The sequence below is a fragment of the Rhodococcus mengyinensis genome (genome assembly GCF_048381435.1).
Classification (GTDB): Bacteria; Actinomycetota; Actinomycetes; order Mycobacteriales; family Mycobacteriaceae; genus Rhodococcus_F; species Rhodococcus_F opacus_D.
In genome coordinates this window covers 1-13,315 of sequence record NZ_JBLWIT010000162.1, presented here as the reverse complement: position 1 = coordinate 13,315, position 13,315 = coordinate 1, and the positions used below count along the sequence as shown (strand labels likewise).

The 13,315-nt window shown below is 66.0% G+C and carries 9 protein-coding genes; 4 read left to right on the top strand and 5 right to left on the bottom strand.

Annotation, left to right across the window (positions count from 1 at the left end; genetic code table 11):
- The first annotated feature begins 86 nt into the window (after nt 1-86).
- From ACNJ7E_RS43540 to ACNJ7E_RS43525, 4 genes are all read left to right on the top strand, one after another.
- Nucleotides 87-740: a hypothetical protein gene (locus ACNJ7E_RS43540; RefSeq protein WP_418342684.1), complete on the top strand. Its 654-nt coding sequence runs from the start codon at nt 87-89 to the stop codon at nt 738-740.
- Nucleotides 740-2,686, top strand: coding sequence for a type IV secretory system conjugative DNA transfer family protein (locus tag ACNJ7E_RS43535; RefSeq protein WP_418342683.1), 1,947 nt, complete (start codon nt 740-742; stop codon nt 2,684-2,686). Before ACNJ7E_RS43540 ends, ACNJ7E_RS43535 begins: the two co-directional genes overlap by 1 nt.
- The gene (locus ACNJ7E_RS43530) at nt 2,683-3,531 is read left to right on the top strand and encodes a DUF4913 domain-containing protein (RefSeq protein ID WP_418342682.1); all 849 of its coding nucleotides are present in this window, start codon (nt 2,683-2,685) and stop codon (nt 3,529-3,531) included. Before ACNJ7E_RS43535 ends, ACNJ7E_RS43530 begins: the two co-directional genes overlap by 4 nt.
- 112 nt (nt 3,532-3,643) lie before the next feature.
- A complete protein-coding gene (locus ACNJ7E_RS43525) occupies nt 3,644-4,843 on the top strand; it encodes a hypothetical protein (protein WP_418342681.1) in 1,200 nt (399 codons plus the stop codon).
- Between the two features lie 73 nt (nt 4,844-4,916).
- On the opposite strand, the gene ACNJ7E_RS43520 is transcribed toward ACNJ7E_RS43525, so the two are convergent.
- From ACNJ7E_RS43520 to ACNJ7E_RS43500, 5 genes are read right to left on the bottom strand one after another with little or no spacing between them, the layout of a single operon-like run.
- Entirely contained in the window at nt 4,917-5,972 is a 1,056-nt protein-coding gene (locus tag ACNJ7E_RS43520; protein ID WP_418342680.1) for an Abi family protein, read from the bottom strand.
- Nucleotides 5,973-6,019: 47 nt separating this feature from the next.
- Nucleotides 6,020-8,827: a helicase-related protein gene (locus ACNJ7E_RS43515; RefSeq protein WP_418342679.1), complete on the bottom strand. Its 2,808-nt coding sequence runs from the start codon at nt 8,825-8,827 to the stop codon at nt 6,020-6,022.
- The gene (locus ACNJ7E_RS43510; protein ID WP_418340445.1) at nt 8,824-9,405 is read right to left on the bottom strand and encodes a DUF6262 family protein; all 582 of its coding nucleotides are present in this window, start codon (nt 9,403-9,405) and stop codon (nt 8,824-8,826) included. The genes ACNJ7E_RS43515 and ACNJ7E_RS43510 overlap by 4 nt, the downstream gene beginning before the upstream one ends.
- Nucleotides 9,402-12,008, bottom strand: a complete 2,607-nt coding sequence (locus tag ACNJ7E_RS43505; RefSeq protein WP_241962424.1) for a site-specific integrase — start codon at nt 12,006-12,008, stop codon at nt 9,402-9,404. The genes ACNJ7E_RS43510 and ACNJ7E_RS43505 overlap by 4 nt, the downstream gene beginning before the upstream one ends.
- Nucleotides 12,005-13,174, bottom strand: a complete 1,170-nt coding sequence (locus ACNJ7E_RS43500; RefSeq protein WP_241962425.1) for a site-specific integrase — start codon at nt 13,172-13,174, stop codon at nt 12,005-12,007. The genes ACNJ7E_RS43505 and ACNJ7E_RS43500 overlap by 4 nt, the downstream gene beginning before the upstream one ends.
- Nucleotides 13,175-13,315: the final 141 nt, after the last annotated feature.

The following is a 13,315-nucleotide window of genomic DNA, read 5'->3' as shown; positions in this document are numbered from 1 at the left end:
TGCCGCGGCCCCACGCCGCTCGCGAACCGCACGTGCTGGGCCCAAGTGACCGACCTACCGAGAGTTGAGGAAAAGCAGTGATTCTCATGAAGACACAGCCGAAGCAGACAGTTCCGGTCGATACGGTCGATCGAGAGGACTGGGAGCACGCAATCGACGAGGTGCAGCGCGATTACAGCACCGAAGCGGGTGCGCAGCTGCGCGAGGATGAAATCATCCTTGCGCGGGCGCATGCCGTGGTGAGCTTGACCGACCTCACCGAAAGGACCGAGCGGCCAGCTCCCCGTCGCGCACTCGAAAACTACGCCCGCGCTGGAGTTCGGCGGGCACTCGGGGAACGTATCCCCGTCCGCAGAGTTGACCTGATCGTCACGGCCGCCACGGTGATTCTCATGGGCGGAATCATCGCGTACTTCTGGTGGGCCACCGTCGATTTTGCGCACATCGTCGCCCGCGAGAACTTCGCCGACTGGGTGCCCGCCGAGGCTCAGCGTGAGGCGGCCTCATCGGGGCTGTGGCTTGCACAGTTCGGGGGAGTTGCTTCAGCGGTGCTCTTCGCACCTGCCATTGTGCTGCTCGCCCTCGCGGTTGGCACTGACCGCTTCCGGACCCACCCGATTCGGCGGAAGGCTCGTTCCTTCTGCATGGTCGCGCTCAGCGTCGAAGTGCTGTTCTCGGTGCTGACGATCGGTGTGCTGTTCGGTGTGTACCTCCTCGCGGCTCCCGGGGTGGGGGCGTAATGGCGCGCGCACGCAGGACAGGGTCGGGTCAGTCGTCGTCTGCCGAGGCCGTTCAGCTCACTTTGGTCGGCATCGCGTTGGCCCTGGTGGCCACCGCGCTCGGCTCATGGTGGGGCGGGTCATCGCTCGCCGGACTGGACACCAGCGGGAACCCGGTGAACGGGTTGGTGGAGGCAGTGACCGGTAAGCGGCCGTGGCCGTGGCAGTCCACCGTCATCGCCATCGCGGTGGGCATCACCCTGCTCGCGGTGATCGTGCTGGTGGCGGTGAAGACGTTGCGCGGCCGTACCGCGGTCGATGGGGCGGCGAAGACGATGGTCGAGCCGGGCAAACTGCGTGGCGTCGGCCGCAGCGAGTCCCAGCGATTGGTGCCGCAGTTCGAGAAGAAGGATCCGCGGTCGTGGGGAATTCTGCTCGGCTACACCGTGCGTGGGCACCGGCCGGTGTACCTGTCGTGGGAGATGGTCATGGTCGCCCTGGCCGGCACTCGCATGGGTAAGACGGTGGCGGTGGCCGTCCGGGCGGCTCTGGCCGCACCGGGCCCAACAATCATCACCAGCAACAAGCCCGACCTCTACGCGTTGACCAGGTTGGGGCGGGAAGAGAGCGGCCGCGTGTGGGTGTTCGACCTACAGGGCGTGACCGGCCAGCCTCTGATGAACTTCTGGTGGAACCCCCTCAAGGGGCTGTCGAAGATGGCCGAAGCCCGCAAACTTGCCTCGTTCTTCGTCTCCGCGTCCACGGCAAAGGGAGCGCGGGTCGACTCCTACTTCGACGGCAGCGCGAAGGAACTGCTCGCGCTGTACTGCCTGGCCGCCGGGTGTGCAGGCGGTGACCTGCTGCATGTGGCGACCTGGCTGGGCCGCGACCAGGACGACACGCCATGCCAGATCCTGACCGCGTACGGCAAAGTCCGTGCCGCGGGACGCGTCCGGGAGATCCAGGGATTGACCGAACGCCAGCGAGACGGCGTGTTCGACATGGCTCGCCGGTTCCTCGATGTGCTCTCCGACGACGAGTACGCGGCCGCGGTCACCCCGCCGTCGCGGGCGAAGATCGAGGTCGACGCCACGGACAAGAAGAGCAAGCCCACCGTAACCGTCGGCCGCGATGCAGCAACGCATGATCTGGACGAGTTCGATCCGGCTGCGTTCGCGGCCAGTTCCGACACGCTCTACGCGTTGTCGATGGAAGGCGCCGATTCGGCCGCACCTCTCACCACCGCGTTGGTCGGGCAGATCTTCGAGGCGGCAATGGCGCTGGCGTCGCAGACCAAGGCCAAGGAGTACCCGAAGCGCATGCCGTCGTGGTGGCCGCGGTGGTTGCCGCAGCCAACTGTGAAGACCGCCGGGGGGCGCCTGGAGGTTCCGCTGGTAGCAGTCCTGGACGAGGCCGCGAACACGGTGCTCCTCAAGGAGCTCCCAGACCAGTTCTCGCACTTCGGAGGCCGTGCCGTCATTCCGATCGCGATCTTGCAGTCGCCGCAGCAGGGGGCCCGGGTGTGGGGGCGGGAGGAGCTCGATTCGATGATCGCCGGTGCGGTGCACTTCTACGGCGGCAATATCAAGGACGAGCAGTACCTGTCGGCGATGTCGAATCAGATCGGTGCCCACGAGGTGCAGGCCACGACCCGCAACGCCGGCCGCGGGGGCGGGGGCTCTTCGCAGAGCTGGCAGGAGCGGCCGATCATGGCGGTCAGTGACCTCGCCGCTCTGCCGAAGTCGCGTGCCATCGTGTCGTTTCCGGCGAATCCTCCGGTTCTGGTCGAGAAGGTGTTTTGGTGGGAGACCGAGGACGCGGACACGATCCGTCAGTCGATCGCTCGCTACGCCGGAAGCCCGGAGCTGGTGGACGAGTTGCTGCACGGCACCGACGATGACGGCTTTGACGAGGGCACCGGTTATGTCGAGGCCAAATCGATCGAAGAGGCGAAGGTGCGACTGTGAGCGACGACCTGTTCTTCGACGAAGCACTCGACCTCGACGACCTCGACGACGAGTCGGCAATCGAGCCGGCCTTCGGATCCGTCGACGAGTGGGTGCACGGATACCTGGTCCACGTGGTCAACCGCAAGATCGATCCGAAGCCAGGTCACGGCCTGTCGTGGGATCGGCGATGGTGGCTGCACAACGAAGTCATCGCCCGTACGACCGCGCTGTGGTGGGCGTGGGAGGGTGCTCGCCGGCGAACCGAAGACCGTGCCGCCATGTCCGGGTGGTGGGTCGATCACTGCGAGCCGCACCTTCGGGTGTTGCTCGACGGGGAGACCGGACCGATGAGCGGAGCCGATGAGGACGGCACCTGGCGCGGTCACGGTTCCCTTGCGTGGGAGCCGGTCCCGGACGGGTGGGTCGGCGACGATCTGGCCGATCTTCCGAATCCGCAACCGACACCGGTGGGGGAGGACGCCGACGACCTCCCCGCCCCGGCATTCACGCGGGTGCAGGATTTCGTGGAGCGGTATCTCTGCGAGGTCGTCAACCGCAAGATCGACCCGAAGCCCGGGCACGGCCTGTCCTGGGATCCACGCTGGTGGCGGCATCAGGAAGTCGTTTCCCGGCTCACGGCGCTGTGGTGGGCGTTCGAGGACGCCCGCGCCGCGCCCGACGATCCGGCAGCAATGTCGAACTGGTGGCTGCGCCACTGCGACCCGACGCTGCGAGTGCTGCTCGACGGGGAGTCCGGACCGATGAGCGGGGCCGACGAGGACGGTACCTGGAGGGGCCACGGACCGCTGCCGGTGGACGAACCACCCGAGGGATGGACTCGGCCGAACCATCTCGTCCCATGAATCAGGGTTGGACCTTTGTTAGTTATGCCGACCCAAGCTGTTCGAATGTCCGCGAACCGACACCGATAGCCCAAACTCTGGATCCGCCGCCGTGCCCGGTAACGTCAGTCCGATGTGGGGATCCAGCCGGCGACTGGCCGACTATCTGCAAGATCGGTTGACTTCGGCACAAAAGGAACTGAATTCCTTGAATGCCGATTACCTCCTGAGCGAAAACGACAATGTCCTGATTGCAGCACTTCTCGAGAAGCACATGCCGAAACCGTTCGGGGTTAGCTGGGCGGGTGTGACACGAAGCCCTGTCACTGAAGTGTCGACACGGATTCAGGACCAATTCCACCGCGACCGGATTCATACAGTACCCGCGAGCAAGATAACGCTCTCCTTTCCGTTCACCGGCACAGCTGACTTACTCAACTACCAAGCTTCGACGTTCAACATGGAGGATCTGGAAGGGACGGTGTCGGGTGACTCAATTGTGCTGGAAGTAGTTGAACGGTCCCTCAACGCCAGCGTGATCCAGACCCGTATTGAGCGTCTGAAGAACGACCTCGAGAAACGGGCAAATTGGGCGAACGTCGACCTGCAGAACTTCCTGGGCATAGCCGAGCAGTCCCTCCGAAATGTCTATTCCAGTCGCAAACAGCGGATCCTGAACGACCGATCCGTCGAGGACACACTAGGAATCCCCGTGAAGGTGAGTGGGGCTCCGAGGCAGCCTATACCCGCTCGCCGAAAGCAGGTCTCGCTACAAGAACGCCGTGCGCAAGCGACCTTCGCACCCGAACCGTTCCTCGACGAGGCGATCTACCGCGATGTTCTCGAAGCAGTGCAGGCATGGGCTCGAAGCCTTGAGAGAACGCCGGGAACGGCGAACAAACTCGCCGAGGAAGAGCTGCGCGACCTGCTACTCGGAACTCTCAACGGTTACTGGAACGGAGCCGCTGCCGGCGAGTTGTTCAATGGCGCAGGGAAGACCGACATTCTCATACGAGAGAATGGGCGCAACGCCTTCATAGCTGAGTGCAAGGTATGGCACGGCCCGAAGGCTGCGACCGAGGCAATCAACCAACTCCTGGGCTACCTAGTGTGGCGAGACAGCAAAGCTGCCCTCATCATGTTCATCAAGAGAGCGGATCCGGCGGCGACCATCGGGAAGCTCCACGCTGCTATCGAAGCCCATCCGCGTTACGTCCTCACAAGAGGCAAAGACACCACCGATCCGTCGAGGCAGGTCGACTACATCCTCACCGCGGATGACGAGGGACGCCGAATCTCCCTGGCAGTCATCCCGGTTGTACTCAACTGTTGAGACGACGCTCGTCTGACCTATCCTCACACCTGGGAGCGGCCCCATAGTTGGCCACCGGCGGGTCGAACGCGGGTCATTCAGCCCAGAGCGGAAGTTCCTTCCAATTGCTGGGAAAACCCATTTCGGAGACGGAGCGGTGGTTGAACTTGCTGAAGCTGCCTTCGACCAGAGCTTCGACCTTCGACGTCCAAGAATTGCCGGGTGACGTTGATCGCAGGAGAAAGGCGATGATGCAGATCGTCCCGTAGACGTGCTCGGTTTGATCGGCGGGAAGTCCGTCGAATCCCGGAAGATGTGCCGTGGCAGGCGTACTGAGGGGTGTGAGTTGTCTATTCCAGAGACGACCGTGGTGTGCGCAGATGTTGCGAACAATGGTCAGGTGTAGGAGCCAGTTCGCTAGTGGGTGGCGCCGACTCCACTTCTTCTTCTGATTCTTCGACGCGTCGGGGCGAGGAGCTAAGTCGAACCAGTCCGCGACAGCGCGTTGATCGACGGAGATCATGCCGTCGAATAGTTTGGAGATGTCGGCAAAGTCGAGAACATCGGTGAGAACCCAGATCGGCAGCTGGCTTCCGTATTTCGCGTCATGGTGGTCGATGAATTGGTCGCGTCCACGGCCGCGGGCAATTCGGTTTCCTGCGGTGGCGTTCCAGGCATTGTGGGCGAAGGTTGATCGGAACAACTGACTGTCCTTGTACGCGAGAGGATCGTGTCGGCCGAGTGTGTACCCGATCTGGCTGCGCATTGCGACTTCGACACGCTCGAGCCCGCTGTGTATGAGGCTCTTGAGGTGTCGATCGAATTCGTAGAGTTGCACGACTTCTTGGAAGGTGGTTCCTGTCGCGAACGTGTCCAACCGCCGCCCGGGGTCGGTAGGGTCAGGGAGCCGAAACGGGTGCCAGTACCCACTGAGCCGGTAATACCCGACAGCTTCGAGCCAGCGAGCAGCCTTCGCCTCGTCGTCGATCTGCATCCCTCGGGACTTGATGCGCGCGATCTGGTCGACGATGGACAAGAATGGCTTCACGGGCGTGGACATGCCTATGAATATAAATCCGGCCCGCTCCCGGTAACCGGGGCGGGCCGAACGATTGTCAAAAGTATATGCGTAGGCGCACTCTTCCAGCAAACTAGCACCTCAAAGGTGGTGCAACGGGTCCACGCCTCCGTTCTGATTCAGAGGTCCCGGTCGGATACCCGACCGATCGCAGTGAAGCCCCCAACGTCGCGCGCTGTGTCTCGGCTGGGATTCTTCCGCGACTGCCGGTTGAGCATGTCGGTGATGCTGGGCGGATGACCGCCGACTTCGGCGTCCACGCCGTGGTCGACAGCTGGGCTGGTGTCGGGCCGTTCGGAATCCTTCTCGAACCGCCGCATCGCGGTCTCTGCGGCGTAGCGAGCGGAGTCGCGGCGGTCTTCGAGTCCGCTGGTCTTCTCTCCATTCCCGTTCCAAGTTGTCCAGTGCCAGGATCGGTCGGTCCACTGGATGACCGCCCCCGGCTCGCCGCTGTTCTGGTCGGCGCCGAACTGGAACCGGGATCCGTCGGGGGATCGGGGTTTCCACGGGTCTTCGGCGCGTCGTTCTTCCCGCTCGTCGGCCCCGGCTTCCCAGGCGCGTGCGAAGGATTCCATCCGTGCGGGCACCGATGCGGCCAGCATCGCCGGGGTGGCGCCTTCTCGTTCCGCATAGGCGGGTGTGGGGTTCAGTTCGAGCGACCACCGGGAGTAGAGCCCCTCGGCGCGGCGCCGGTCGAGGTCGTGGCCACGGGCGCGCAGCGCGTCGGGGGAGTTCTCCCGGGCGTTGACGTCGGCCTTGAGTTCGGCGAGGTCATAGCGGGCGCGGGAGAGTTCCTCTCCTCTGGTGAATTCGCCGTCCGGTTGGGCGGCCAGGTCGTCGCGCCGGGCGATGGACTGCGCGAGCTGCCCGTGCGCCGATTCCGCACGTGCGGAGAGCTCTTTGACCAGGTTGCGGACCTGCTGGATGAGGCCTCGGGCCGCGGTCGCGCTCGACGCCGCCTCGAGGACCTTCTTGTGGTCGAGCAACCGGTGCCCGCCCGGCGTCACGGCCAGTTGCAGCACGTCGTTCATCGGCCGGTAGCGGCCGGTGACGGTGATGCCGCCGATCTCGAACATCGTGATCGGCCGGTCGCTCTTGATGGCGCGGGCGTCGATGTAGCTGCTCTGGAGCACGTGTTGGAGAGCGACGACCAGGTTTTCGCTGTCGCTGTCGGCGATGGTGCGGCCGTCGACGGTGAGGAGGCGGTGGTCGCGGTCTTCGATCGCCAGCCAGGCCACGGCTTTTTCGGCGTGGGCGTCGAGGGCGGGGATCTCGGTGTCGAGGCGCGCAACGGTGCGGTCGAGCCGCCCGATCGCCCCGTGGCGGGCGGCGTTGGCGTTGGCGATCATCGTCTGCTCGGATTCGAGCGAGTCGACGTACGCCTGTTGCTCGACGACCTGGACGTAGACGGGGTCACCGGTGGCGGCGGCCTTGGTCTGGGCTGCGGACAGGGCGATGTCGCCGCCGACGTCCTCCATCGTGTCGGGCACGTCGCTGCTGCGGAGCTGCTGCACGGCGTGGGCTTTGCGTTCGATGATCTGCCACATGGTGGCGTCGTAGGAGCGGCGGGCGACGATGTTGACCACGTCGACCTCGGCGTGCACGTTGCCTTGCCGGATGATCCGGCCGAACCGTTGCTGCATGTCGGCGGCCGTCCATGCCGGGTCGAGCGAGATGAGCTGCTTGAGCAGGCGTTGGGCGTTGACTCCGGTGCCGAGCTTTGGGGTGGACCCGATCAGGACCCGCACCTTGCCTGCGCGGCAGTCGGCGAAGAGCTGCTGTTTCTGTTTCGGGGACGGGTAGTCGTGGATGAACGCGATCTCGTCCCGCGCCATGCCGCGGTCGACGAGCGCGTCCCGCAACCGGCTGTAGAGGTTGTTCCCGCCGGTGGCACCGGGTTTCGGTGTGCCGCGGTCGCAGAACACCATCTGGAACACCCCGTGCGCTTCGGGTCCGTACCGGTCGGCGGGGGTGATCAGGTCCTGGTGTTCGGTGTGGGCGGCCCAGATCAGGTCCGCGGCCACGACGATCCGGTCGTGTTCGGGCTCGGGTTCGGGCAGACCGGCGAGGGTCGGGTGCAGGGATGCGTTGCGGCCGTCGTTGGCGATCTTGAGGGCGTTGTCGACGTCCATCTCTTTGCCGGAGGTCATGCCCATGCGCTCGTCCAGGTCGAACATGAAGTCCCGCACCTGCGGTGAGAGGTCGAACTCGACGACAATCGGCTTGCCGGTCCGCATCCGGGGCAACTCGACCGGGATCTGGTCCTCGGTCACCACGTCCCGGAACTGGTCCACCATCGACATCAGCGACGGCAGGTTCTGGTACTCGGCCATCCGCGAGACCGGCCGCAGCGACGTGCCGGTCACGTTCATTTCCACCGTGGTGCGCTGTTTGGCGAAGGTCTGCGCCCAGGCGTCGATGTGGCTGACTCCGGCCTTTTCGAGCAGGTCAGGCCGCAGATACCGGTTCATCACCCACAGTTCGCTCATCGAGTTGCTGACCGGGGTGCCGGTGGCGAACGCGATCGCCTTCGCTGGGGCGTCCGGGCGGCCGGCCTCGATGTTGCGGAGGTAGGCGCGGTCCCGCAGGAGGCGGGCTTTCATCTCCAGATCGCTGGCGCGCTGGGAGCCTTCGGGCAGGGACAGATCGGCGCTGTTGGAGGCTCGGGCGAGGTTCTTGTAGTAGTGCGCCTCGTCGATTTTACCGACCGCGGACGCCCGGATACGCCTTTGACCTGCGAGTATGCGTAGTTTACATGTTCGCGATGATGGCTTGGGTTTGGCGGCGCGGCGTGTCGGATCGAGTTTTGCGCGTAGGGGGCCGGGTTGGTCGAATCCCGAATTCGTCCCGCGAAGATGGTTCGGGATTGCGGGGAGTTCGACGGTCTGGCAGGTGGGCGGATCAGAGCGTGCCGGAGTGGTGATCATGGGCGAGTCCGTGCATCGGCCAGTTGTGCTTCGAGGTCGGCGATTCGCCTGTCTTGGAACCGCAGGTTGGAACGCGCGGCTGTCAATCGCTCGTCGAGGCCGCGGTTGTCGCCGGCGAGTTGGTGGACGCGTTGTTTGAGCGTGGTGTTCTCGGTGGTGACGCGCTGGATGGATTCCTCGGTCCATTCGGCTTCCAGGTCACGGATGCGGCCGAGGAGTTCGCCGATGCGGGTGCGTTGAGTCAGGATTTCGGTGTTGGCGGACTTGAGTCCGTGCTCGGCGTTGAGGGCCCGCTCGCGCCAGGTCGCCTCCTGCCGATCGTCGGGTTCGTCGCGAGGTTGGTGATGTTGTTCGCCTGCTGCGGCTTTCGCTGCGTCGATCGCGGTTCTGGCCTCGGCGTTGGTGTAGAGAAACGTTCGAGAAACTCGTGCGTGGCGGGCGACGGCGGCCGTGCTGACGGGGGTTCGTTCGCGGCGGAGCCGGGCGATGGCGTCGTGGACGCGGTCCACGGCGGCTTGGGTGGCGCGTCGGCGGGAGGCCAGCGCCGCGGCGGTGCGTGGCTGAGCCGGGGTGCTCATGCGTCGGTTTCTCCTTCGCTGTGGTCGTTCTCGGCGTGCGCGGCATCGGTGAGGTCGGCGGCGCGGAAGGCGACCGTCCAGACGCGGTGGAAGTAGTCCTGGGGTTTGCGCAGGTCGACCGCGAGTGCCTGGTCGAGGAGGCCGAGCCCTGCCAGGGCTTTCTCGAGTCCGTCGATGGCGCGGGCGGTGGGTTCGAAATGTTGGTGCAGGTAGTCGGCGGTGGCGTCGTCGGGTGCACCCTCGGCGAGTTGCCGCCATTGCTCGCGTTTGCGCCGCCAATACAGCAGGTCCGCGCCGGACAGGACGAACTTGTCGCAGTTGTGGCAGTCCAGGTTCCAGGGGCAGCTGCCGCCGTCGACGACGGGCTGGAAGGTGCAGAACCCGCCCTCGGCGGGGGTGCTGCGCCGCGACAGGTCGACCGCCAACGCCTGCGCCTGCTCACGGGTCATGGGTGTAGCGTCTCCGGCGAGGAATTCGCCGGGGCTGACCGCGCCGGGACCGGCGACCCAGACGTGCGCCAGCACCTCCTCGAGGTCTGAATTCGACAGGTGCACATAGTGTTCGGCCATTCGGTCGCTGACCTGACCCAGGTAGGTGCGGATGTGGGTGAGGGACGCGCCGGCGCGCAGCAGATTGGTCGCCAGGGAGTGTCTCGCCTGGTGGGGAACGGCAGGGCCGATGTCGAGGGAGTCGACCCATTCTTTGAACCGGCGGTGGAACCATTGCCTGCTGATCGACATGCTGCCGTCGGGGTTGAGGCGGGTGGCCGGGAACAATGCCATGCGTGCGCTTTCGGTGTCGGTGGGCCGGCGGCCGTGTTCGGCGATGAACCGGTCCATGGTCTTGCGTTTCCGCTCGGCGAGCAGGTCGTGGAGTCGTTGGGGGATGCGGATGGCGGCGTCGTAGTTGCCGACCTTGGTCTGGTCGTGCCAGAACATCGGCAGTCCGCCGTAGCGGCCCAGGCAGTCCCATCGGACGCCGACCACCTCGCCGATGCGGCGGCCGGTGATGACGGTGGTCTCCCAGATGTCGCGTAGTCCGCGGTCGAGCGGATCATGGATGTCGGCGAGGCGACGCAGGTTGTCGGGGTCGGCCAGGGCCCGGGCGACCTCGTCGGGGAACGGGCGGCGTGGGGTTCGCCCGGTGGTCGCTCCGGCGGTGGGGACGGCGACGATGAATTCGCGGCGCAGCCCGATCCGGTCGGCGCTGCCGTCGTCGAGGGCTTCCCGCAGTATCTTGCGGACGGCGTTGAACACCAGTGACCGTGTCGTGGTGGTCACGGTGCTGGCCGACCCGTCGGGGCGTTTCACTGCCAGCGACGCCAGGCCGTCGCGTTCGCGGCGGCGTTGGTCGGCGACGAACCGGCGCATGTGCTCGGTGCCGAGCACTCGTGGGTCGTGGCCGCCGTCCGGGGCGTCGATCTCGAGAAACGCTCCCAGTTCCACTGCTGCCCTGCGGGTTGCGTCGAACACGCCGCCGGTGCGGGGGCAGCGCGCAGAGGCCAGCAGGCCGGCCAGGTGGTCCCAGGTGAGGTCGCGCAGCCAGCGTTGGCCGATGTCGGTCAGATCGAAGTGGCTGCCCCGATGCGGGAACCGGACCCCAAAGTGATCGGTTTCGAGGAACCCGGCGTCCTTGGTGTCGGCCGGGGTGAAGTAGACCAGCCGCAGCTCGCGTTGCACTTCCTTGATGATCGCCGCGGCCGGTACCGGGGCCTCACCCGCGCTGCGGTCGAAGTCGGTCAGGGTGTCCAGTTCCAGGGCGCGGCAGGTGGTTACCAGCGAGCGGATCCATCCGAGATCCCAGCGTTGGGGCCGGGCGCGCCGGGCGTGGATGAAAAGGCCCCACTTGAGCTCCGCGCGCACCAACGGCCGCAACCCGAGCAGGTTGATCTGCCCGCGGAACGGCGGCGCTGCCGCGGCGGCGCACCACCGTCGGAATTCCTGCTCGTCGTCGTAGCCGACCGGGACCCGCCGGCCGTTGTTCTCGTAGCGGTGCCACCAGCTGCGCGGCAGTGCCGCGCCGCCGGGCTTGCCGTCTCGGGTGTAGCGGGCGCCGTGGCGAGAACACAGTCCCAACGGTGAGTCCGCCCGGTTGCCACACACCACCACCTGGCATGGCCCGTATCCGGGCAGCGCCTGCTGCCCGGTCAGCCACGTCTCGAAGTCGCAGCCTGCGCCTTCCGCCTTGCGGTCGCGGAGCCAGCGCATCGAGTGCGCTCGGCACAATTGTTGATCGGTCTGGGCGACCGGGCGGTCCGGACAGAGCCGACACGCGGCGTCGGCGACCCGGACGTGACGTGCCAATCCCGTCGCCGCGCTCAGGAACGCGGCCTTCCCGACACCATGTGCCCGCTCACGCGCCCACTGCTCACGATGCTGACCACACAGATCCAGGCCAGCGCTGGCGGGCCGCTCACAGTCGGCGACAAGACATTCCCACCGATAAACCGGATGACCCGGCGGAACCTCGATCACGTCGGGACGGAAGATCGGGTCGAACGACGGGCCGTTGATCAGCGCGGTCAGGATCTCCAGTCGGTCACGGCCCTCCCGGTCGTCTGGCTGTGTGAGGGCGGCCGGCAACAGTCCGATCGGGGCGTTCACCGCTGCCCTCCCCAGACCTGCCGCAGCGCTGCGTCGAATGCCGGGTCGTGCACGTCGATATGCCCGTAGACCTCGCCGACCATCGCCGCCGATGCCCAGCCGCCCGCGTCGCGGGCGATCAACAGGTTGCCCTTCGAGGCGTCGAGCACGGCACTGGTGAAGGAGTGCCGGAATTGGTGTGGTCGCACCTTTCCCAGTCCCGCGCGGTCTCCGGCCCGCGCCAGCATCCGGCGAGCGGCCACCGGCGCCCACGGCCGCCCCGCCGCGGCGCCGTGCAATTGCACCAGCAGCATTCCGTGATCTGTTCCACCACAAGGGTATTCGCCGGTGATGTAGTCGAAGTAGGTGTGGATCATCGCCGGGCTGACCCGCTTGACCAGGCCGCCGGTGATCACGCCGTCGTCGACGCGCCACGGATGCTTCGTCTTGGCCTCGGCCCGGTTCGGATTGTCCGGCCGGTGACACACGTGCAGGTGCGGTGCCCGGCACTGCCCGCAGTCCGCATCCTCGCGCAGATGCAGGTCGACCAGATGCAGCCCGCACAACTCACCGATCCGCAAGCCGGCATCTCCAAGCCAGGTCACCACCATGGCGTCCCGCGCCGAATTCATCACCGGCAGAAGAGCGTCCCGCGCCCCGTCCGGCAGCATCTTCGGATGTCGCCGCCGCGGCCCGGTCGGCGCCAGCGGATTCGCCGGCAGCGATGTCGCAACATGCCCCAGAAACGAGCGCCGCCGGTCCGCCCGGGTCGGCAGTCGGCGTTTGTCCAGGCCCGCGCCCAACTCCGGATTCATCCCCAGCGCGGCCTGATGCAGGTAGAACCCCTTCACGCACGCCGCCGCGGTCGTCAGTGCGGCATGCCCGTACGGGCGTTTGCCGACCCGCCACGGCTCGCCCAACGGCATCGCCACCTCGGCGCCGACGATGCCCATGTACCGCTCCAGATCCCGCAGCACCACCTTGTCCAACGTCAGGCACTCGCGTTCCAGCCAGCGCAGATGATCCACCAACAAGTAGGCATACGTCCGCTGCGTGCCCGACCCGTCGAAACAGCGCAGGAACCGGTCCGCCTCCCGATGCTCGCGCCCGTCCGGCCAGACGATCGTCCACGATCGCCGCCCGCCGGCGCGGTCGATCCGCTGAACCCGGAGGTCCCCGACCACCATTCGCAACACCACACGCCCTCCAAATCTCGACCCGAACATGACGGACATCCCGATCCGTGGTCGGTAAACAACCACGGGATGTCGGTGAAGTCACGCAGGACGAACGGCGTGTACGGATATATCTGCGGTCGGTAATGTCGA

Coding starts and splice junctions, on each gene's coding strand:
- ACNJ7E_RS43540 (WP_418342684.1), top strand. CDS start 87: ATGAAGACACAGCCGAAGCAGACAGTTCCGGTCGATACGGTCGATCGA.
- ACNJ7E_RS43535 (WP_418342683.1), top strand. CDS start 740: ATGGCGCGCGCACGCAGGACAGGGTCGGGTCAGTCGTCGTCTGCCGAG.
- ACNJ7E_RS43525 (WP_418342681.1), top strand. CDS start 3,644: ATGTGGGGATCCAGCCGGCGACTGGCCGACTATCTGCAAGATCGGTTG.
- ACNJ7E_RS43515 (WP_418342679.1), bottom strand. CDS start 8,827: ATGATCACCACTCCGGCACGCTCTGATCCGCCCACCTGCCAGACCGTC.
- ACNJ7E_RS43510 (WP_418340445.1), bottom strand. CDS start 9,405: ATGAGCACCCCGGCTCAGCCACGCACCGCCGCGGCGCTGGCCTCCCGC.
- ACNJ7E_RS43500 (WP_241962425.1), bottom strand. CDS start 13,174: ATGGTGGTCGGGGACCTCCGGGTTCAGCGGATCGACCGCGCCGGCGGG.